The sequence below is a fragment of the Haloimpatiens lingqiaonensis genome (assembly GCF_901447495.1).
GTDB classification, from domain to species: domain Bacteria; phylum Bacillota; class Clostridia; order Clostridiales; family Clostridiaceae; genus Haloimpatiens; species Haloimpatiens lingqiaonensis.
Genome location: NZ_CABDWS010000003.1, coordinates 1 through 23041, shown reverse-complemented (window position 1 = coordinate 23041; position 23041 = coordinate 1). Strand labels below are relative to the sequence as shown.

At 30.3% G+C, this 23041-nt stretch carries 16 protein-coding genes and 1 other annotated feature; of the genes, 12 read left to right on the top strand and 4 right to left on the bottom strand.

Annotated elements, in window-relative coordinates:
- Positions 1-224 precede the first annotated feature (224 nt).
- The 6 genes from addB (at position 225) to FGK85_RS01090 (ending at position 14888) form a co-directional block, all read left to right on the top strand.
- The gene (gene addB / locus FGK85_RS01115; protein ID WP_138203040.1) at positions 225-3686 is read left to right on the top strand and encodes a helicase-exonuclease AddAB subunit AddB; all 3462 of its coding nucleotides are present in this window, start codon (positions 225-227) and stop codon (positions 3684-3686) included.
- On the top strand, positions 3686-7495 hold the full coding sequence (addA, locus tag FGK85_RS01110; RefSeq protein WP_138202942.1) for a helicase-exonuclease AddAB subunit AddA: 3810 nt from the start codon (positions 3686-3688) through the stop codon (positions 7493-7495). The genes addB and addA overlap by 1 nt, the downstream gene beginning before the upstream one ends.
- Positions 7496-7527: 32 nt before the next feature.
- A complete protein-coding gene (locus tag FGK85_RS01105) occupies positions 7528-8484 on the top strand; it encodes a 3'-5' exoribonuclease YhaM family protein (protein WP_138202940.1) in 957 nt (318 codons plus the stop codon).
- 13 nt (positions 8485-8497) lie between these two features.
- Positions 8498-9736 (top strand): exonuclease SbcCD subunit D, encoded by a 1239-nt coding sequence (locus FGK85_RS01100; RefSeq protein ID WP_138202938.1) that lies wholly within the window; start codon positions 8498-8500, stop codon positions 9734-9736.
- Positions 9711-13241: an AAA family ATPase gene (locus FGK85_RS01095; RefSeq protein ID WP_138202936.1), complete on the top strand. Its 3531-nt coding sequence runs from the start codon at positions 9711-9713 to the stop codon at positions 13239-13241. The genes FGK85_RS01100 and FGK85_RS01095 overlap by 26 nt, the downstream gene beginning before the upstream one ends.
- Before the next feature lie 345 nt (positions 13242-13586).
- Complete coding sequence (locus FGK85_RS01090) at positions 13587-14888, top strand: L-cysteine desulfidase family protein (RefSeq protein ID WP_138202934.1); 1302 nt, start codon at positions 13587-13589, stop codon at positions 14886-14888.
- 48 nt (positions 14889-14936) lie between these two features.
- On the opposite strand, the gene FGK85_RS01085 is transcribed toward FGK85_RS01090, so the two are convergent.
- Positions 14937-15158 (bottom strand): hypothetical protein, encoded by a 222-nt coding sequence (locus FGK85_RS01085; RefSeq protein ID WP_138202932.1) that lies wholly within the window; start codon positions 15156-15158, stop codon positions 14937-14939.
- Positions 15159-15388: 230 nt separating this feature from the next.
- On the opposite strand from FGK85_RS01085, the gene FGK85_RS01080 reads away from it, so the two are divergent.
- The 3 genes from FGK85_RS01080 to FGK85_RS01070 all read left to right on the top strand — a co-directional run bounded on the left by FGK85_RS01080 (position 15389) and on the right by FGK85_RS01070 (position 18739).
- Positions 15389-15733 (top strand): hypothetical protein, encoded by a 345-nt coding sequence (locus FGK85_RS01080; RefSeq protein WP_138202930.1) that lies wholly within the window; start codon positions 15389-15391, stop codon positions 15731-15733.
- Positions 15734-15819: 86 nt separating this feature from the next.
- Positions 15820-16037, top strand: a binding site (T-box leader).
- Positions 16038-16102: 65 nt separating this feature from the next.
- Positions 16103-17794 carry an arginine--tRNA ligase gene (gene argS, locus FGK85_RS01075; RefSeq protein ID WP_138202928.1) on the top strand — a complete coding sequence of 564 codons (1692 nt, stop codon included), beginning with the start codon at positions 16103-16105 and terminating at the stop codon, positions 17792-17794.
- 147 nt (positions 17795-17941) lie between these two features.
- The gene (locus FGK85_RS01070; RefSeq protein ID WP_138202925.1) at positions 17942-18739 is read left to right on the top strand and encodes a ribonuclease H-like domain-containing protein; all 798 of its coding nucleotides are present in this window, start codon (positions 17942-17944) and stop codon (positions 18737-18739) included.
- A 49-nt stretch (positions 18740-18788) separates the two neighbouring features.
- Here FGK85_RS01070 and FGK85_RS01065 read toward each other — a convergent pair whose 3' ends face one another.
- From FGK85_RS01065 to FGK85_RS01055, 3 genes are read right to left on the bottom strand one after another with little or no spacing between them, the layout of a single operon-like run.
- Positions 18789-18956: a FeoB-associated Cys-rich membrane protein gene (locus FGK85_RS01065; protein ID WP_138202923.1), complete on the bottom strand. Its 168-nt coding sequence runs from the start codon at positions 18954-18956 to the stop codon at positions 18789-18791.
- 19 nt (positions 18957-18975) lie between these two features.
- Positions 18976-20739: a ferrous iron transport protein B gene (gene feoB / locus FGK85_RS01060; protein ID WP_138202921.1), complete on the bottom strand. Its 1764-nt coding sequence runs from the start codon at positions 20737-20739 to the stop codon at positions 18976-18978.
- A 7-nt stretch (positions 20740-20746) separates the two neighbouring features.
- Complete coding sequence (locus FGK85_RS01055) at positions 20747-20971, bottom strand: FeoA family protein (RefSeq protein ID WP_138202920.1); 225 nt, start codon at positions 20969-20971, stop codon at positions 20747-20749.
- 226 nt (positions 20972-21197) lie between these two features.
- On the opposite strand from FGK85_RS01055, the gene FGK85_RS01050 reads away from it, so the two are divergent.
- From FGK85_RS01050 to FGK85_RS01040, 3 genes are read left to right on the top strand one after another with little or no spacing between them, the layout of a single operon-like run.
- Positions 21198-21569, top strand: coding sequence for a PilZ domain-containing protein (locus FGK85_RS01050; RefSeq protein WP_138202918.1), 372 nt, complete (start codon positions 21198-21200; stop codon positions 21567-21569).
- 42 nt (positions 21570-21611) lie between these two features.
- Positions 21612-22355: an HAD-IB family hydrolase gene (locus FGK85_RS01045; RefSeq protein WP_138202916.1), complete on the top strand. Its 744-nt coding sequence runs from the start codon at positions 21612-21614 to the stop codon at positions 22353-22355.
- Complete coding sequence (locus tag FGK85_RS01040) at positions 22352-23011, top strand: ribonuclease H-like domain-containing protein (protein ID WP_138202914.1); 660 nt, start codon at positions 22352-22354, stop codon at positions 23009-23011. Before FGK85_RS01045 ends, FGK85_RS01040 begins: the two co-directional genes overlap by 4 nt.
- Positions 23012-23041: the final 30 nt, after the last annotated feature.

Sequence of the window (23041 nt, the reverse complement as noted above, 5' to 3'; positions counted from 1 at the left end):
ATTATATAATTTATCCGATGACTAGCTGCCGTAACACTCCCACTTCTAACAAAGTGGGAGATAACGGCAGCTACGTCCCTGGATAACGATCTCTTAGCTTCAGATGGAGTGAAAACTCCATCTGAAGGTTAGAGCTCTGTTTATATAATGGAAATTTGATATAATAGTATTAAATGAAATAAGCAAGGAAAATGGAATATATAAAAAATGTGGATGGTGAAGATATGAGTTTAAAATTTATATATGGTAGAAGTGGTAGTGGAAAAAGTTACTTTTGCACGGAAAGTATAAAAAAAGCTTTAGATAAAGGAAATGATAATAAAATAATATTATTAGTACCAGAGCAATTTTCTTTTCAAGCAGAAAAGAATTTAATCCAAAAGGTAGGTGCTACCGGTATTTTAAATGTTGAAGTTTTGAGCTTTAAAAGACTTGCCCATAGAGTATTTAATGAAGTAGGCGGATTAATTCATAAAAACATGGATGACTCCGGTAAATGTATGCTTATATACAAGATTATGATGGATATGAAAGAAGAATTACAGGTATTTAATACTGCGGCTAAACAGCAGGGATTTGCAGCAGTAATTGCAGATTTAATAACAGAGTTTAAAAATTATAATGTAACTCCAGAGGTACTTATGGAAACTGCAAATTCCATAGAAGGGGATGAATTTTTAAGGAAAAAAACAAGGGATATAGGAATTATATATAGCAAATTTGAAAGCTTAATAAATAAAGGATATATAGACCCAGAAGATTATCTTACAATACTCTATAATAAAATAGATGATTATAGCCCTATTAAAAATAGTGAAATATGGATAGATGAATTTAACTATTTTACACCGCAGCAATATAGAATAATGGAAAAAATTTTAAAACTAGCTAAGAGGGTAAATATAACCTTATGCATGAACACCAGTAAAGATAAGGGCATGGATGGAGGAGTATTTAATTTAGTAGAAAAAACAGAAAAAAGACTTATAGAAATAGCTATGAATAACAATATAGCCTTAGATAAACCAGTAGAACTTTGGAAAAAGCCTTATCCAAGATTTAAAAATAGTAGGGAGATTTCCTATTTAGAGAGTAACTTTTTTAACTATAACTGTGAAGTTTACAAGAATGACACAAGGGATATAAAAATATTAAGAGGTAGCAATTTATATAGTGAAGTGGAGCAAGTGGCCAAAGACATAGTTAGACTTTGTAGAGATAGAGGATTTAGATTTAAGGACATAGCGGTGGTCAGTAGAGATCTGTCCATTTATGAGAATACTGTAAAAGCTATTTTTTCAGAGTATGAGATACCTAATTTTATAGATAAGAGGAAAGAAATTGACGACAATCCTTTAATAGTATTAATAAAAGCATCTATAGAAATATTTACAAAAAATTGGTCTTATCAATCTATGTTTAGATATTTAAAAACAGGATTATTGGATATAGATGAAGAAGAGATATTTTTACTTGAAAATTATGTTTTAGCTTGTGGAATAAAGGGAAAGACTAAATGGACTGGAGATAAAAAATGGGATAATTTTATAAATTATAATTTTGAGAAAGAAGTAGATGATGAGGAAAAGGAAAAGGTTTTAGAAAGGATTAATGAAATAAGATATAAAGTATCTAAACCACTTTATGAATTTTGGAAAAACATTCACGGAAAACATAAAGGGGTTCATATATGCACTGCTGCTTTTGAATTTTTATGCAATATAGGAGTTCCTGAGAAAATAGAGAGCTGGGTAGAGAAGTTCAAAAAAGAAGGTAATCAACAATTAAGCAGGGAATATAGCAGTATATGGAATTTAGTAATGGAACTTTTAGATGAAGTGGTAGAAGTAGTAGGGGAAGAAGAATTATCTTTAGAAGAATTTGTGGACATTATAACCATAGGGTTTAATCAAAACAAAATGGGACTCATTCCACCAGCTTTGGATCAGGTTTTGATAAGCAGCGTAGATAGAATCAAAAGTCATAATATAAAAGCTTTGTATATAATAGGCGTAAATGATGGAGTATTTCCTAGAGGTAACTGGGAAGAGGGTGTATTTACGGATTTAGATAGAATTGCATTAAGAAATTCAGGTATAGAGCTAGCTAGTGATACCAAAACAAAAGCTTTGGAAGAACAATTTTTAATATATTCATCTTTGACTATAGCATCAGATTATTTAAGAATAAGTTATTCTGTTGCAGATCATGAAGGCAAAGCCTTGAGACCATCCATGATAATATCTAGACTAAAAAGAATTTATTCAAAAATAGAAGAAGGAGAGGAAACAGAAGAAAGAGAAAACAGCATAGAAAACATATATAGACCAGTGCCTACTTTTAATAAATTAATAACTCTTATGAGGAAAGATAGCAGCTTAAATACTGCAGATCCTGTTTGGAAGCAGGTGCATCTTTGGTATAAAAATAATGAACATTGGAGAGAAAACTATAAAAGGGTTATTTTAGGTTTTAAATATGATAATCAAATGAAAAAATTAAATAAGGACAGTGTGGAAAAATTGTACGGTAAAAATATTAGACTTTCTGTGTCTAGATTAGAAAGATATGTAGAGTGTCCCTTTGCATATTATGTTCAATATGGACTAAAAGCTAAAGAAAGAAAGATATTTAAACTTAGTTCTCCAGATATAGGTACATTTATGCATAAAGTTATAGATGATTTTTCAGAAGAAGTAGAGAAAAGTGGAATGCATTGGGGGGATTTATCTAAAGAATGGTGTGAAAAAAATATAAATATTTCTGTAGATAAAATTGTAAATGAAACCTCTGGATCTATCTTAAATAGTTCAGCTAGATATAGATATCTTATGGAAAGACTTAAAAAAGTTTTACTTAGAGCGGTTTGGCTTATAGTAAACCACATGAAAAAAAGTGGATTTGAGCCTTTAGGATATGAAATGGTATTTGGAGAAGATGGGGATTTTCCACCTATGGAAATAACACTTTCTGATGGTCAAAAGGTAAGCTTAATAGGAAGAATAGATAGGGTTGATAAATTAATTGCAGATGAAGGAGTATTTTATAGAATTATAGATTATAAATCAGGCAATAAGGATTTTAAACTTTCAGATGTGTATTATGGACTTCAAATACAGCTTATAACCTATTTGGATGCAATAATAAATGCAGGTAACAGTGAAAAAGAACTTCCATCACTGCCAGCGGGAATTTTATACTTTAAATTGCAAGATCCAATTATAAAGGGAAATAAAAATTTAACAGAAGAAGAAATAGAAAAGGCTATTATGAAAGAACTTAGAATGAAAGGATTAATATTACAGAATACTGAAATAGTAAAAGAGATGGACAGGGATTTGGAGGGTATTTCTCTTATAATACCAGCAGAAATCAAGAAGGACGGTAACTTAAGCAGCAGATCTTCCACAGCAACTAGAGAACAATTTGAAGAGCTTAGGGAACATGTAAGAAATAATTTAATTAACACTTGTAAAGAGATGTTAGATGGGGAAATAGGAATAAAACCTTATAGAAAGAAGGAAAGCGTACCTTGTAAATTCTGCCTTTTCTCAGCCATATGTCAATTTGATAATTCTATAGAAAGCAATAAATACAATGTGTTAAAGGAATTAAAAGATCAGGAAGTATGGGACAAATTAGATGAAGAGTTAGGGACAAAAGCTTCAAGAGAGGGTGATAATTAATGGCAGGGGTAAAATGGACTAAAGAACAACAACAGGCTATTTATACAAGAAACTGTAATCTCCTAGTAGCAGCTGCAGCTGGCTCAGGTAAAACTGCGGTATTAGTTCAGAGAATAATAAATATAATTACGGATTTAAATAATCCTGTGGATATAGATAAACTTTTAGTAGTAACTTTTACTAATGCAGCAGCATCAGAAATGAGGGAAAGAATAGCAGCAGCTATTATTGATAGATTAGAAAAAGAGCCTAATTCTCAAAAACTTCAAAGGCAATTGACTCTTTTACCTAAGGCAAATATAACTACCTTGCACTCCTTTTGTTTAGATATAATAAGGAATAATTTCCATATTATAGGCTTAAATCCTGATTTTAGGATTAGTGATGCCACAGAGAATGTTCTTTTAAAACAGGAAACCTTGGAGGATTTATTTGAAAAAAAATATGAAATGGAAAACAATGAGGAGTTTTTAAATCTTGTACAGATTTATTGCGGTGACAGAGATGATAGAAATCTTCAAGATATGGTGCTAGATTTATATAATTTTTCCACATCCTTTCCTTGGCAGGAAAAATGGTTAATGGAAGCTGCAGAAAAATTTAATGTAGATAATATAGATCTGAAAGCATTATCTGGTATTAAAAGCTATCTAAAATATATATCTGAGGAAATAAGAGCACTGGAAAAAAATTTATATATATGCATAGAAATAATAGGGGAAGAAGAATCTCTACAACCATACAAAGAAAATATCAATGAGGATTTATCTATATTGAATAACTTAATAGATGTATCAGAAAAAGACTGGGATAGTTTTGTTAAAGAAATAAAAAAGGTTAACTTCAGCAGTTTAAAAAGGTGTAAAAAGGGTGCGGATAAAGTTAAGCAGGATAATATTAAAAAATTAAGGGAAGAAGTTAAAAAAGGGATTAATTCTATAAAGGAAGAGATGTCACCTTTCAGCTATGAGGATGTATTAGAGGATTTTAAATGCTTGTATCCTATAATATATAGTCTTTGTAATTTGACCATTGAGTTTTCAGAAGAATTTTCAAGGAGTAAAAGAGAAAGAGGGCTCATAGATTTTAATGATTTTGAGCATATGTGTCTTAAAATATTAACTAAAGATGAGGATGGAGAAGTAGTTCCATCAGAAGTAGCAAAAGAATTACAAAATAAATATGAAGAAATATTAGTAGATGAGTATCAAGATACAAATACTATACAGGAAGCCATAATAAACATTGTAAGCAGAAGGGAAAATCCTAATGTTTTTATGGTAGGTGATATAAAACAAAGTATCTATAGGTTTAGACAGGCAAAACCAGAAATATTTTTAGATAAGTATAATAGCTATTCAGAGGAGGAGGGGAATCTTTATAGAAAGGTGCTTTTGTATAAAAACTTTAGAAGTAGAAAAGAAGTTATAAAGGGGATAAATTTTATATTTAATCAAATAATGAGTGAAAGCATTGGCGAACTTGAATATGATCAGAAAGAAGAATTAAATTTAGGAGCGGATTATAAAGAAGAAAGTGAAGATTTTAAAGTAGGTGGACCAGTAGAACTACATTTAATAGAAAATAGTGTAACAGAAAATAACAATGAAAGGGAAATTTCAGAGGAAGTACTAGAAGAAGGTGTGGAAGAGGATAATCCTTCAAATATACAAATTGAGGCTAGAATGGTAGCAAAAAGGATCAATGAGCTTATAGATAATAAAAATGAAAAGTTTAAGGTTTTTCATAAGGATAGTGGAGAATACAGGGATGTAACCTATAGAGATATAGTGGTTTTGCTTAGAAGCACACAAAAATGGGCACCAGTGTTTATGGAGGAATTTAAGGAAAAGGGAATACCGGTTTATGCAGATACAGGTACTGGATATTTTCAAACTATAGAGATAAAAACTATGCTAAGTTTACTTCAAGTAATAGATAATCCAATACAGGATATACCTTTATTGGCTTTAATGAATTCACCAATAGGCGGCTTTACTCAAGAGGAATTAATAGAAATAAAAATAAATAGTAAAGAAGATAGTTACTATGAAAAAATGATGGATATAGTGAAGGATTTTAAAACTACTTCTACAGAAATAAGCTATAGTGAAGAACAACTAGTAGAAGATATATTTGAAGAACAAGAGAAACAAATCTATATATGTAATGATAGTTCAATAAAAGTAGATATCAATTTATTAAATAAGATAAAAGAATTTTTAATAAATATGGAGATGTGGAGGGAAAAGTCCATTCACATGCCTTTAGATGAATTTATATGGTTTTTATATAAAAGTACGGGATATTATGGATATGTAGGGGCTATGCCTGGTGGAGAGCAAAGACAGGCAAATTTAAAGATGTTATTTCAAAGGGCTAAACAGTATGAAAGCACCAGCTACAAGGGTCTATTTAATTTTATAAGCTTTATAAATAGACTAAAAGAAAGCAGTGGAGATATGGGCAGTGCTAAAATCATTGGGGAAAATGAAAATGTAGTTAGAATAATGAGTATACACAAAAGTAAGGGACTTGAATTTCCAGTGGTTATTGTAGCTGGCATGGGTAAAAAGTTTAATATGATGGATATTAATAAAAGATTGTTACTTCATCAAGAATTAGGATTTGGTCCTGACTGCATAAATTTAGAAAAAAGAATAATATATCCTTCCTTAATGAAGGGAATAATAAAGAAAAAAATAAAAATAGAGAATCTTTCAGAAGAGATGAGGGTTTTATATGTGGCACTTACTAGGGCAAAGGAAAAACTAATAATAACTGGAATGGTAAAAGATTTAGAAAAAGCTATAAATAAATGGCATTTCAGTATAGAAAAAGACAGTATAAAATTATCAGCACACCATAGAGCTAATGCAGATAATTATTTAGATTGGATAGTTCCATGTGTAATGCGACATGAACAAGGGGAGCAGCTTTTGATAAAGGGAGACATAAAAAATATAAAAACCTTGAAGAATGAATCCAACTGGAGAGTGAAGGTTTGGTCAAGAGGTCAGTTGTTGAATGTAGAGGAAACAAACTTGGAAGAATTTAAAACTACTTATGAAGATGACAATAGTATAAAACTTGAAGAAAGCATCTACGATCAGGTAAATAAGAAATTAAATTATAAATATGCATATGAAGAATCACAGGAAATGCCAACGGTAATAACAGTTACAGAGCTTAAAAGAAAATTTCAAGAGGTTTTAGAGGAGGATTATGGCTCTAGTACGTTTATTCCTAAATTGGTGAAAAAGCCATTATTTTTACTAGATAAGAAGGGCTTAACACCGGCGGAAAAAGGTACTGCTATGCATGCTGTTATGCAGAGAATTTCTTTTGATAGAGTAGAAAACTATGAGGACATAGAAAGTCAAATAAATACTATGGTTCAAAAGGAATTTATTACAGAGGAAGAGGGAAAATCCGTAAATATAAACAAGATAATAGAATTTTTCAATTCCCCAATAGGTAAAAGAATGCAAAATGCTCAAAGGGTGTACAGGGAAGTGCCATTTCATATGGATATAAAAAGTACTGAAATTTACAAAGAATTACCTAAAGAGTTATATGAGCAGGAAAAGATAATGCTTCAAGGTATAATTGATTGTTATTTTGAAGAGGATGGAAATATAATACTTCTTGACTACAAAACTGATTATGTAGAAAATATAGAAGAGATAAAGGAAAGGTATAAAGTACAAATAGAATATTACGCTAAGGCTCTTCAAAGTGTAACAGGCAGGAGAGTAAGTGAAAAATATCTATATTTGTTTTATAATAATAGCATAGTGGCAATATAATATATTAACTAATAGTAAGGAGCGATTTTTTAATGAATATAGAAATTATGACCATAAATCAGTTTAAGGCAGGAAGCAGAGTGGATGGATTTTTCTTAATAAAATCAGTGGAGTGTAAATCATCCAGTAACAATAAAAAATATTTAGATTTTACTCTTGCAGATAGAACTGGAGAAATAAATGCAAAGCTTTGGAATGTTACTGAAGAAGACGAAGCGTACAGTGCTAATAGGCTTGTAAAAGTTAGGGGGATGGTTACTGAGTGGCAAAATGCTCTTCAATTTAAAATAGAAAAAATAAGAGAAGTAATGGATGAAGATGGTGTGAATATAACGGATTTTGTACCAGTGGCACCATATACTTCAGAAGATATGTATAATGATGTATTAGAATATATTAATAAAATAAATAGCGAAGAAATAAAAAAATTGGTTAACTATATTTTAGAGGAATACAAGGAAACTTTAATGTATTATCCAGCAGCTAAAAGTAACCACCATTCTGTAAGGGGAGGCCTTTTATATCATATAACAACAATGCTTAAAGCTGGGGAAAGGTTATGTGAGGTATACACATTTTTAAATAAAGATCTGCTTTATTCAGGAATAATACTTCATGATATATCAAAGATGGAAGAGATGGCTTCTAGTGAGCTGGGAATAGTAAGTGAATACACCATAGAGGGACAGCTTTTAGGGCATATAGTAATGGGAGTAAAGAAAATAGAAACTGTTGCAGAAAAATTAAATATAAACCCAGAAATAAAAATGCTTTTAGAGCATATGGTACTTTCACATCACTACGAGCCAGACTATGGTAGTCCTAAAAAGCCTATGATTCCAGAAGCTGAAATGCTTCATAGATTAGATGACATGGACGCTAAAATGTATGACATGAAAAAGGCATTAGAGGATGTGGAGCCAGGCAGTATGTCTGATAGAGTTTGGTCTTTGGAAAAGAGAGTTATCTATAAGGCTAGGGAATTTTAAAAGGGGTGATTTTGTGAAGTTTATTCATACTTCCGATTGGCATTTGGGAAAAATGTTAGAGGGATACAGTAGGTTAGATGAACAAGAGAAATTTATAGAAGAATTTGTAGATATAGTAAACCATGAGGACCCAGATATGATAGTAATATCTGGGGACATATACGATAATAGCAATCCTCCAGCAAGAGCGGAGGGTTTGTTTTATAAAGCACTTAGGGAGATAAGCTGTAATGGTAAAAGAGTGGTTTTGGTTATTTCAGGAAACCACGACAATCCAGACAGACTGGAAGCAGCATCTCCTATTGCCCACCAGCAGGGAATAGTACTTTTAGGAACACCTAGAAGTGTAGCCAGCACTGGCAAGTGTGGGGAGGCTAATATAATAGATGCAGATGAGGGTTATTTTGAGATAGAGATAAAGGGAGAAAAAGCTGTTATTATTGCAATGCCATATCCTAGTGAAAAGAGATTAAATGAAATTATATCAGACAAACTATCTGAGGAGGAAAGGCAAAAGGATTACTCAGAAAAAATAGGAGATATATTTTTAAAGTTGTCAGAAAAATTTAGAGAAGATACTATAAATTTAGTGGCATCTCACTTATTTGTTTTAGGTGGAGAAAGTTCTGATTCTGAAAGACCTATTCAATTAGGGGGGAGCCTTACAGTAGATGCCAATAAATTACCTCAAAAGGCTCAATATATAGCACTAGGACATCTACATAAACCTCAAAAGGTAAAGGGCACCGATGGAAGAATAAGATATTCAGGAGCACCTATTCAGTATAGTAAAAGTGAAAGAAATAATGCTAATTGTGCTTATATAGTGGAAGTATCCAAAGGTAAAGAAGCGGAAATAAGGGAAGTTTATTTTAAAAATTACAAGCCTATAGAAGTTTGGAAATGCCATGGGGTAGAAGAAGCGATAAATATGTGTAAAGAAAACAGTGATAGAGATGTTTGGGCTTATATAGAAATATACACGGATAGAGTAATTCTTCAAGAAGAAATAAAAGAAATGAAGAGTTATAAAGATGATATAGTTCAAATACTTCCTAAAATTCAAGGAGAAGATGAGGAAGAGGTATATGAAAATTTAACGGAAAAAAGTATGGAAGAAGTTTTTAAGGAATTTTATAAATATGAAAGAAAAGTAGAACCGGATAAGGACTTATTGGAGTTGTTTTTAAGTATAGTCAATGAGCATGAAGAAGAGGTGATGGAAAATGAAACCTATACTTCTGAAAATTAAAGGCTTAAATAGCTTCGTTCAGGAACAAAAGATACCTTTTGATAAGCTAACGGAAAAAGGTTTTTTTGGCATATTTGGACCTACAGGCAGTGGGAAATCTACCATATTAGATGGCATAACTATGGCTTTATATGGAAAAATTACTAGGGATAATAAAGGATTTATAAACTCAGAAAGTGATAGATTAGAAGTAAGCTATACTTTTTCCATTGGATTAGGTGACAATATTAAAGAGTATCAATGTGATAGATGTATAAAAGTGGACAAAAATGGTGGATACAAAACCACTTTAGCTAGAATATATAAATTAAATGGAGAAAACAATGAAGTAATAGCAGAGGGTGCGGTAAATGTCAGAAATGCAGTGGAAAGCATAATAGGACTTTCTGTAGATGATTTTACTAGATCCGTAGTGCTTCCTCAAGGTAAATTTAGTGAATTTTTAAAACTAACTGGTCTAGATAGAAGAAGTATGTTAGAAAGAATATTTAAACTAGAACGTTATGGAAGAGGACTTAGGGATAAAATTAAAAAACTAAAGGAACAGGAAGAAAAAAAATTAATAGAGCTAAATGGAGAATTAAACAGATATAATGATGTATCTAAAGAAAAAGTAGATATTTTAAAAGAAGAATTAAAAGTTTTAGAGGAAAAAGAAGAAACATTAAAGAAGGAAAAAGAAAAAATAGATAAGTTATATGAAGAGTACACTACTTTGTGGAATACCAAAAAAGAACTTCAAAACTATATTCAGCAGCAAAGTGAATTGGTGAAAAGAGCAGAAGACATTGAGAATAAAAAGGTAAAATTAGAATATGGAAAAAATGCTTTCAATATTAAGCCTTTTATAGATGAAGTTAAAAACACTGAGGATAGTGTAAAGATAAATAAAACTAAATTAAAAGAAAAAGAAGAACTTTTAATAGATATAAATCAAAAGCTTTTATTGCTTCAAAGGGAATATGAAGTTGCATTAGAAAATCAAAGAGAAAAAACTCCAAAGTTAGTTAAAAAGGCTACAGAGCTAGCTAGAGCAGTGGATATAAATAAAAGAGTAAAGGAAGTTGAAAAGGAAAGACAGGAATTAAGAAGTAAGTACGACAATTTAAATAAAAAGATAAAATCTTTAGAGGCAATTTTATTAGATATAACTACAAAACGAGAAGCTTTAATTAATGATTTAGATGAATTAGAAAAAAGTTTAACTAATAAGACTATATCACCAGAGTACAGAAATTCCATATATAGTGCCTATGATAAGTATTGCAAATATAAAGAACTAAATGCAAATATAATTTTATTAAATGAAAAATATAATACCTTTAGCGAGAACATAAAGAATAATGAAAAACAGTTTATAGAAATAAAGAATAAAAAGATAAATTTAGATGGTTCAATAAATGCTTTAATAGAAAATAGAGAAGCTATTCAAAAGAATTGTCCAGGAGATGGGGAAACTTTATTAAAAGCTCAGCAGGAAGTGACCTCAGTAAGAGAAAGAACAGAAAAGATATTGATATGTTTAGATACTAAGGGAACATTGGATAAAAAATATGAAGATATTTTGTTAAAAAAGAAGGAACTTCAAGAAAAAATTAATTCTTTAAATTTAGAGTATGACCATGAGATAAATGAGCTTAAAAATAGTGAAAAATTATTTAAGGAAAAGTACAATGAAAACATTGCAGCAATGCTAGCAAAGGAATTACAAGAAGGAAACCCTTGTCCAGTATGTGGATCTGTTCACCATGTGAAAAAAGCTAATTTTATAAGTGAAAATGAATTAAAGCATATGGAAGAGTTAACTAAAGAATTAAAGGAAAAATGTGAAGTTCTCAAGGAAAATATTAATCATTATAATATTAACATGGCAGCAGTTGATAGAGATAAGCAGTATTTAGAGGAAGAACTTAAAAAAGTAAATAAAGAATTAGAAGGAATAGGTATAGAAAAGTTACAAGAAGAAGTAAAGGCTAAAGAAGTCCATTTCACTAATTTGAGGGAAAAAATAAACAAGTGGAATGAAGAACTTAATAATTTAGAGAAGGATTTAGAGTATAAGAGAGAAGAAAAGGCTTCTATTGATAAAATGTATACATCTTTAGAGGAAAAAATAAGTGCTGCGCAGTATAATTTGAAAAGCATAAATGAGGATTTAAAAGATGCAAATGGAAAGTGCTCTAATGTATTTAAAGAATATACAGACATTATAAAAGTATTAGAGGTAGAAAATATAGAATTAGAAATAAATAAGATAAAATCTTGGGATGAAGAGATTGTTAAACTTAAAAAACAAGAAAAAGAAAAAAGAAGTGCAGTAGATAAATTAAATTTACAAAGGGAAGAAATACAAAGAGAAGTATCAAATTTACAAAGTGAAAGAGCACAAATAACTCAAAGTGGAACAGAGAAAAAGAATTTTATAGATGAATATGGAGAAGAAGTAAAAAGAATATGTGGAGAAGAGGAGCCTGAGGAATCTATATTAAAGGTTAATAAGGAAATAGACTATATAAACACTACTGAAAAGTCTCTAAGAGATAAATTAGAATTAAAAAAGAATGAAAAAAATAATTTCGACAAAGAAAAATCCAGCTTGGAGAAGAACTTAGAGACTTTAAATGGCATATTAAAGAATCAAAAAGAAAATTTATACATTAAATTAAAGGAGTATAGTTTTGAAGATGAAAAACAGGCTTTAGAGTGCTTTATAACTAAAGAGCATATAGAGAACCTTCAGCAAATAATAAGTAAATATGAAGATGACAAAATAAAATTAGAAGATAATATAAAAAGATTAGAAGATAAACTCAGTGGCAGTGACATTACTGAAGAAAAGTGGCAGCAGACAAAGGAGTATAAACTTCAATTACAAGAGAATTTAAATGAGTGTATAGAGATGAAGGCTCAAAAGAAAAAGGAATTAAATGATACCATAAGAGATTTAGAAAAAGTCATGGGCCTATTAGAAAAAAGGGAAAAGTACCAACACAAATACAGCTTATGTGAAGAACTAGATGATTTAGTAAAGGGAAATAAATTTGTAGAATTTGTGGCTATGAATGAACTTAAATACATAGCTATAGAGGCTTCAAAAAGGTTGAAAAGTATTACAAAGGGTAGATATGCTTTAGAAATAGATGTGGATGGTAACTTTATAATGAGGGACGACTTTAATGGAGGTGCTAGAAGGCATACAAGCACTTTATCAGGAGGGGAAACCTTCTTAACCTCTCTATCTTTAGCTCTAGCCCTTTCGTCTCAAATTCAGTTAAAAGGCAGTGCGCCACTACAATTTTTCTTCCTAGATGAAGGTTTTGGAACCTTAGACAATAATCTTTTAGATGTTGTAATGACTTCGCTAGAAAAACTTAGAAGTGAAAACTTATCAGTAGGAATTATAAGTCATGTGGATGAATTAAAAAATAGAGTTCCAGTTAAGCTGATAGTAAATGCTCCAGTGTCAGGAGTAAGTGGAAGTGAAGTAAAAGTAGAATATAGTTAAGAAAATGGGGTTGCTGCATTAAAGAAATTACACACGATATATTGCTTTGAAAATAGGAAGTTGTAGGATAGGTAAAAGGTAAAAAGTAAGAAGTATTACTTACCTGCAAATTTCAATTTATGTTTTATAAAAGAATAAACTCAAACACATAAAATAGTTTTTGTTTGCCTATGAAAGAGGATTTCAATAAAAATACTATGATATTTAGTAAAAAATAAGGTTAAAGCTTAAAAATGAACTATTTAAAACTTGAAAAATAGGAATTCATTCATTATTATTATATTAATGAAAAAAATACTTCAATTTAACGAAAATTGTGAAGTGTAAACAGAAAGGATGAATGCAATGTCTTGTGATGAGTGTGGATGTAAAGGCTTTATAGAAATACTTAAATCGGAGGTAGTTCCAGCTTTAGGGTGTACAGAACCAATTGCAGTGGCCTTAGCGGCAGCAAAAGCTAAGGAAGCTTTAAATTCTTGTACTGAATTTATAAAAGTTTTTGTAAGTGATAATATACTAAAAAATGGAATGGGTGTGGGTATACCAGGAACAGGTATGACAGGACTAGATATAGCTGCAGCATTAGGTGCCATTGGGGGAAATCCTAATGTAGAATTAGAAGTTTTAAAGGATATAACTAAACAAAATATAGAAGATGCAAAAGAGATGTTAAAGGGCGGAAGGGTATCAGTAAATACAAAGGATGTGCCTAATAAACTTTATATAGAGGTGCAATGTGTAAGCGGAAAAAATATCTCAAAGGCAATTATAAAAGATAAACATAATAATTTAGTTTTAGTTCAGCTAAATGAAGATATTTTATTTCAAGTAGAGGATGAAGAAGAAGCTGAAGTATCAATTGATAATGATAAAAACAAAGAGCATTGTGTAAAATTAAGTGTTGAAGATATATATGATTTTGCTATAAATTGTCCCTTTGAGGATATAGAGTTTATTTTAGAAGGGGCAAAAATGAATAGAAAAATAGCAGAAGAAGGCTTAAAAGGTTATGGCTTAAATGTAGGAAAAACCATTATAGATAATATAAAAAAAGGCGTACTATCAGATGATATTCAAAACTATGCTATGGCATTAACTGCTGCTGCTTCAGATGCAAGAATGGCAGGATGTATGTATCCTGTTATGAGTAATTCCGGCAGTGGCAATCAAGGCTTAACAGTAATGCTCCCAGTGGTAGCAGTGGCAGAAAAATTAAATGCTAGCTCCGAAAAATTAGCAAGAGCTTTAGTTTTAAGCAATTTGATAGCAATTCATATAAAAACTTATTTAGGAAGATTATCTGCTTTGTGTGGTTGCGTAGTGGCTTCTGCAGGCGCAAGCTGTGGTATTACATATCTTTTAGGAGGACAGCTTAAGGAAATAAATTATTCCATTAAAAATATGGTGGGAAATATATCAGGCATGATATGTGATGGAGCAAAAACCGGCTGTGCCCTAAAGGTATCTACAGGAGTAAGTGCCGCAGTGCAATCTTCACTTTTGGCCATGAACAATATAGTTATATCAGAAAAAGAGGGCATAATAGAAAAGGACGTGGAAAAAACTATCAAAAATATAGCTCAAATAGGAAGAGAAGGAATGCTCCAAACAGATAAATTAATATTAAATATAATGACTCATAAATAATCAAATCAGGGAAGCTCAGAAGCTTCCCCTTTTATATATCATTATAATTTAGCGGCGTCCACATAAAGCTAAAAGTAGTAATATCCAACATAGTCCACTGCTGCGTCCACAGTTGTTAAAACATCCTTGGCCGCCTAGTCCTAAAAATGGAAAACCACTATATGGACCGCAGTTGCAAGAAGGCCTGCATCTACATGGATCACATTGGCAACTATTGCATCTGCAAGGGTCGCAACAGCAGTTGCAACAATCATGATGTTTATGGCTCATAGTATCCCTCCTTTACTTATAATAAGTACAAAAGAAGAATGAAATTATATGAGGATACCACTACTAATTAGTATATGTTAGTGTATGAGTATAAGTGAAGAAATTTTTTTGTTTTTTAAGTTTTTTAGTAGACTACATAATTAATTACCAGATTCGTAAAATGCCATGTTTATCATAATTTATGTAGCATAAAAACCATCATAAACTAATTTAAAAATAAAGTAAATCAAATGTTTAAATGCTTTGGAGGAAAAGTAAATTCTAATCCAAGTTTGTATAATTTCTTTAATATGGCAATTATGTATGCTAAAGAAGGCGGTAGAGAGATTGTTATATGTGGTCAGAAGGAAGATAAAGATGTAAAAGACATATTAGGTGAGATTAACAAGAGATTTTTGCCATTTACCAGTACCATAGTATATGATGGAAATGAAGAAATTTCAAATATAATTTCTTATATTAAAGATTATAATAAAATAAACAATAAAGTTACCACATATGTATGCAAAAATAATAGCTGTAGTAGAGGCATGAATTCTTTAGCGGAATTTGTAAAAAAGAGCTTTAATGAATAATTTTAAATAGCCATTTAATGAAAGTACTAAATAGTCCTTGACAAAAGTTCATATGTGGTAATATAATGTAGTGTAAATTCCAATATATAAATTCTGTGAAGAGGAGAGTACTTTTTTAATCTAACTTCAAGCGAGCAGGAGATGGTGTGAGACCTGTAGAAGATAAAAAAGGAAGAGAACCTTGGAGAAGCTGCCTAAAAAGAATTGGTATTCTTAGTAGGGTAAGTCGCATTAAGCGTTAAATTTTTAAGTGGACTAATTTATTAGTCAACTAGAGTGGTACCGCGGATATTCCGTCTCTACAGTAGTGTAGGGACGGATTTTTATATTTGTTTAATTTATATAAATTTTAAAATGGAGGTAAAATCTATGGATTATAAAAATTATGTTGCAGAAAAAATAAAAGCTCATGTAGATATGGAAATAGAAGATATAATGGCTTTAATTGAAATACCACCAAAGTCAGATATGGGGGACTATGCATTTCCATGTTTCAAATTGGCAAAAACTTTTAGGAAAGCTCCAAATTTAATAGCAGAAGAGCTTAAAGATAAAATAGATAATGAGGGATTTGAAAAGGTAGAAAATTTAGGACCTTATTTAAATTTCTTTTTAGAAAAAAGCAATGTAGCTAAGGACATTGTAGAAAAAGTATTAAATCAGGGAGAAAACTATGGAGTTTCAAATGAAGGACAAGGTAAAAAGGTAGTAGTTGAGTATTCATCTCCTAACATAGCAAAGCCTTTCCACGTAGGACATTTATTTACTACAGTTATAGGAAATTCACTTTATAAAATATTATCCTCACAAGGTTATGATGTGGTTAGAATAAATCACTTAGGTGACTGGGGAACTCAATTTGGAAAATTAATTTCTGCATATAAGAGATGGGGAAATGAAGAAGCTTTGGAAAAAGAGCCAATAAAAGAGCTTTTAAGAATTTATGTAAAATTCCACCATGAGGCAGAAAAGGATCCTTCATTAGATGATGAAGGAAGAGCATATTTTAAAAAGCTTGAGGACGGAGCAGAAGAGGAAACAGCTCTTTGGAGAAGATTTAGAGACTTAAGCTTAAAAGAGTTTAGTAAGGTTTATGACATTTTAGGAGTGGAATTTGACTCTTATGCAGGAGAGAGCTTCTACAATGATAAAATGGAGGCTGTAGTAGAGGAAATAGATAGCAAGGGAATCCTTACAGAAAGTAATGGAGCTAAAGTTGTAATGCTTGATGAATATAACATGCCACCATGTATTGTAAAAAAATCTGATGGTGCTACTATATATGCTACAAGAGATTTAGCTGCTGCCATTTATAGAAAGAAAACTTATGATTTCTACAAAAATATATATGTAGTTGGAACACCACAGGCTCTTCACTTTAAGCAAATATTCACTACATTAAAGCTTATGGGAAATGAATGGGCTAAGGATTGTGTTCATGTAGGTTTCGGTCTTGTAAAATTTTCTGATAGAAAGCTTTCTACAAGAAAAGGAGAAGTTATTTTCCTTGAGGATTTACTAAATGAAGCAGTTACAAAGACTCTTGAAGTAATAGATGCTAAAAACCCTGAACTAGAAAATAAAGAAGAGGTTGCAAAAAAAATAGGAATAGGTGCAGTTATATTTACCTATTTAAAGAACAACAGGGAAAGGGATATAGTATTCGATTGGAAAGAAATGCTTAACTTTGATGGAGAAACTGGTCCTTATGTTCAATACACTTATGCAAGAGGTAAGAGTATATTAAGAAAATTAGGAAATGCTTCTTCAGAAGTAGATTACTCTAAGTTGAATTCTAAGGAAGAATTTGAGTTAATCAAGCTTTTAGGTGGATTCAAGGATGCTATAGATAATTCTATAGAGAAATTAGAACCTTCTATAGTTACTAGATATGTAGTGGATGTGGCTAAAGCCTTCAATAAATTCTATAATTCTCACAGCATTGCCAATGCAAAGGATGAAGAAACTAAGAATGCTAGATTGAAAATGGTTGAAGCTACATGTACAGTTATAGGAAATGCTTTAAATTTATTAGGAATTTCTACAGTAGAAAAGATGTAGTTGATTTTTAACTGAAATATATAAATTATTATAAGGTGGCTTAGCTGCTGCTATCTTTACTTCACAAGAGGGTTAGAGATAGCAGTAGTTAGTGGCTGCATAAATATATTTGAAAATTATTTCACAAAAATTTTTAAGGAGTCAATTATGATTATTAGGGAATATGAAGCTGAAATTCATATAGACAAGAGTATAATAGAGAAATACTCCATGATGAATATGTGTTATTATGATATTGAAACCACAGGTTTTGACAAGGATAGAGATAGTATAATGTTAATATCCATAGGTTACTTTCTAGATAATAGTAGATTTAAAGTAAAGCAATATTTTGCAGAACAGTTAAATGAAGAAAATAGTATACTAATTAAATTTAAAGAAGAAGTGGAGAATTTTTCAAGGTGGTGTTCATATAACGGTATTGCTTTTGATGAACCTTTTATTACTAAAAGAATGGACAGGTATTTAATAAACTTTAACACACCTATTTATCATGTGGATTTATATAGAATAATAAGACCATACTATGAGCAATTAGGCATGGAAAGGTGCAATTTAAAAACTGTAGAAAGATTTGTGGGCATACAGCGAAAGGATAATATTAATGGAGAAGAAAGTGTTCATATGTATAATAAATTTTTAAATACAGGGGACGAAAAAATAAGAGATACGATACTTCTTCATAATTACGAGGACGTTTTAAATTTACCTTATTTATTCAATTTAGTATATAAAATAGATGAAGATTCTAGATTGATAAGGAGTAATTTGGCAAATAATAGACAAATAGATTATTTAAAATTTCTTTTAAATAAGAATGAAATATGCATAGAATGCAATTTTCATAGAATGAAAAGAAAACAAGCACATAAAATAATTAACATGCTTAATAAAGGTAGAGTTGATAAAAAGAATATATTAAATATATTGAACAATATACATTAAAGCCAGAAAAGGTTACTAAAATTATTTAGAGACCAGATCTGGCTTTAAACTATTCTTTATGATTTTTTTTCTGTTCTTCCTTAAGTTTATTATCATAATAAGGACAATGGGAAGAGCAGGAACTACAGTCACATTTTCCTTTGGCTTTATTTCTTATGCTTTTATATAAGAAATAAAAAGCTATAGATATCAGTGCTAATGTTATTAATATCTCCATAAAAACACCTCGTTTACTGTTAAAAAAATAGTTTTCCTACATTAAAAACTAAAAATGAAATAAACCATGCTAGTGTCATTTGGTAGACTACTGAGAAAACAGCCATTCTTCTTCCATATTCCTTTCGCATAATTACTACAGTAGAAATGCAAGGGGTATATAAAAGAACAAATACTAAAAAGCTGAATGCAGACAGTGGAGTAAAGTATGAAGGCAATATGGAGGTTAAATCTCCGCCATATATTACACCCATGCTTCCTACAATTACTTCTTTAGCCATAAGACCAGTAAGTAGTGAAACTGAGGTTTCCCAAGTTCCAAAACCAAGAGGTTTAAATATAGGTGACAAAAATCTTCCTATAGAAGCTAAGAAGCTATTGTTTATATCTGTCATACCGTTAAAATTAAAGTTTGATAAAAGCCAAACCATAATTGAAATTGAAAATATTATTGTACCAGCTTTTTTTAGAAAACCCTTACCCTTATCCCAAGTATGAATTAATAGGTTTTTAGGTTCAGGCATTTTATATTCAGGTAATTCTATTAAAAAAGGTTCTTCATCTTTCTTAAATAGAGTATTTTTAAATATAAGACCTATTATAAAAGAAAGAAAAATACCTATAAAATACAGTATAAATATAACGGCTGTTTGTTTGCCAGGGAAAAATATTGATGATATAAGTGCGTACACTGGCAATCTAGCATTACAAGACATTAAAGGAACTAAAAGGGCCGTTAATTTTCTATCCTTTTCACTTTCTAAGGTTCTAGCAGACATTATACCAGGTACAGAACATCCAAAGCCTACCACAAGAGGTATAAAGGCCTTGCCAGAAAGCCCCATGGCTCTCATGAACTTGTCCATTATAAAAGCAGCTCTTGCCATATAGCCACTATCTTCTAGAAAAGATATTCCTACAAATAGAGCCAGTATAACTGGTAAAAATACTACAACAGAACCTACACCAGATACAATACCATCTAACAACAAGGATTTAAACCATGGGCTTGAATTAGATAATAAGGAACCCAGTTTAGGGATTAAAACTTCGTTTAAACCTTCATCAAGCAAATCAGATAGAGGTTGTCCAACCCAACTAAATGTAAACTTAAATATAAGAAAAAATATAATCAGAAAAATGGGATAGGATAAAAATTTATGAAGTAATACCTTATCAATTTTTTCTGATATAGTTTCAGTATTATTGAATTTAGTTTTAGTACATTCAGTTAAAACACCTTCTATATATTCATAGGTTTCTTTTTCACTCTTAAAAGTTAAAATTGAATTTCCGATATAATCTTTAAAGCTATAATCTAAAAGAGCATTTTTTACAATATCTATTCCCTTATTTTTAGAAGCGGATATAGGTATTACCATAACTCCTAGCTTTTTAGATAGGGCAGAATAATTTATTTCTATTCCCTTAGCTTCAGCTACGTCAATCATATTTAAAACTAATATAATGGGTATGTTAAATTCCTTTAATTGAGTAGTTAAGTATAAATTTCTATTTAAATTTGAAGCATCTACTATATTTATAATAACATCTACATTTCCATTTAGTAAAAATTCCTTTGATACCTTTTCTTCATTTGAAAAAGTATCCATGGCATATATTCCTGGTAAATCTACTATTTTAAAATTAGAATTTAAAAAACCTTCTTTTTTATCCACAGTGACACCAGCCCAATTTCCCACATATTGGTTAGAGCCAGTTAATGTGTTAAAAAGAGTAGTTTTACCTACATTTGGGTTACCTACTAAAGCTGCAGTAAACATTTGATGCTTAGCCCTCCTTAACTATTATATTTTTAGCATCTTTTTTCCTTATGGCTAAGTCAAAACCTCTAAAATTAATTATTATAGGATCTCCTAAAGGGGCAGTTCTTTTTAACATTACCTCAGTACCCTCGATACAGCCTAAAGCTAAAAGTCTTTTTGTAAGTTTTTCGTTTCCATTAATATTATTAATATAAGCCATTTTACCAGGCTTTAAATCACATAAACACATAGTAGAACCTCCTTCTAAGTGATTCTTATTATGAGATAATATTTTAAAGTATTTATTCAAGCATAATCATAATTATTTGTTTTCATACACTATAAAATTATGGTAATATTTACTGAATAAATGCGAATGAAAATAGTTCTCAATGAAATATTATCATTAACTTCATTTTTTGTCAATACCATATTATAATGTAAGAGGGGAATTAAACTTACTAGGAGGGGAATTCATGAATTTTAATTTTATTAATAAAAATTCTTATGAAAAGAGAAAATATATACGAGTGGATTTTAAACAGGATTTATATTATCCACTAGTAAATAATAAGAGTATATATAAAAATTTTGATGGAAAAAAACCTATTTTAAGCGCTATAAATATATCTGAAACAGGAATATGTTTTAAAAGCATTATTAAGCTTAATGTAGGTGATTTTATATCTTTTTTAATGAAGGTAGGAGATAATCCATCCTTTTGGTGTTTATGTGAAGTTAAGTGGGTTAAAAATGAAGGAAGTGACACTTTACTAGGTTGTGAATTTTACACTCTTTCTTTAACACAATTAAATACCATAAAAAATTATATAGTATCTAAAATATAGTTTTAAAGTTTTCAATTAAATAATTTAGGAGAGGTGATAAATATGGAAAAAAACATAGCAGCATTCTTTGATATAGATGGTACCCTATACAGAGAAGGTTTAATATCAGAGGTCTTTAAGAAGTTGGTGAAATATGAGATAATAAAGGCAGAAAAATGGTATAATGAGGTAAGGCCAGAGTATTTAAAGTGGGATAACAGAAAGGGAAATTATGATAATTATTTATTAAAAGTGGCAAACATATATACAGAGGCAATAAAAGGCATGCACAAATCCCAAATAGAATTTATAGCAAAAAAGGTAGTAGAACAAAAGGGAGATAGGGTGTATACTTACACTAGAGATAGAATAAAATGGCACAAAGAAAAAGGTCATAAAATTATAACTATATCCGGAAGTCCTGTGGAACTAGTAAGGGAAATGGCATCAAAGCATGGATTCCATGATTATAGAGGAGCAGTATACACTATAGAAAATGATGTGTACACAGGAGAAGTTACACCTATGTGGGATAGTATAAGTAAAAGGGAAGCAATAATGGACTTCGTAGAAAAATATAATATAGATTTAAATGAAAGTTATGCTTACGGAGACACTTCAGGAGATTTTTCCATGTTTCAGTTAGTTGGATATCCTGTATGTATAAATCCCACAAAGGAACTTATTACGAAGGTATTAGAAAACCATGAAATAAAGAAAAGAGCCAACATAATAGTGGAAAGAAAAGATGTAGTTTATAATATGACAGGAGAAAATATAGCATTGATAGAAAGAGTGGTAGAATGATTTTAAGAGAAAAAAGAGAAAAGATATCCGTGAAAGATACCAGTTTCCTTCTGCCTGTAGGATATGGGGAAGAGTTTTATAAGAAGGCATTGTTTTTTGATTTAGAGCATTGTGTAAATAAAAAGCCTATCTGTGTAGGAGTTTTTGGATGTAGCTATTATGATGCTGACACAGAGGAGCTAGTAGTAAATCAATACATGATAGAGAACAAAAGAGATGCAGAGGATGTACTTTATATTGCTGAGAGATATTTTAATAAAATGAAAAACTCTTTAAATAAAAAATATATAGTAACTTTTGCAGGAAATAATGATTTTACCGTTATAGATTATTTATTTAAGAAAAGTGGTATCCAATTTAATATAAGGGAAAGTTTTAAAGAAATAGATTTGCAAAAGGAATATGAAAAGGAAAAAGGCTCTGGTATAGGCCTTAAAAATTTGGAAAAAGAATTTAATATAAATAGGGAAACAGAAGTAATAGGTGGGCAGAACTTAGCTAAAACCTTCAGTAAAATAGTTAAAGATAGTAATTATATTCAAAGAATGCCAGATGAAAAAAAAGAAAAAATACTTCTATACAACGAACAGGATGTAGTTAGCTTGTTTCAGATAAGTTTAAATTGGAAAAAATATATTAAAGCTTCAGAAGATTAAAAAAGTACACTAGCTTAAATACAATTATAG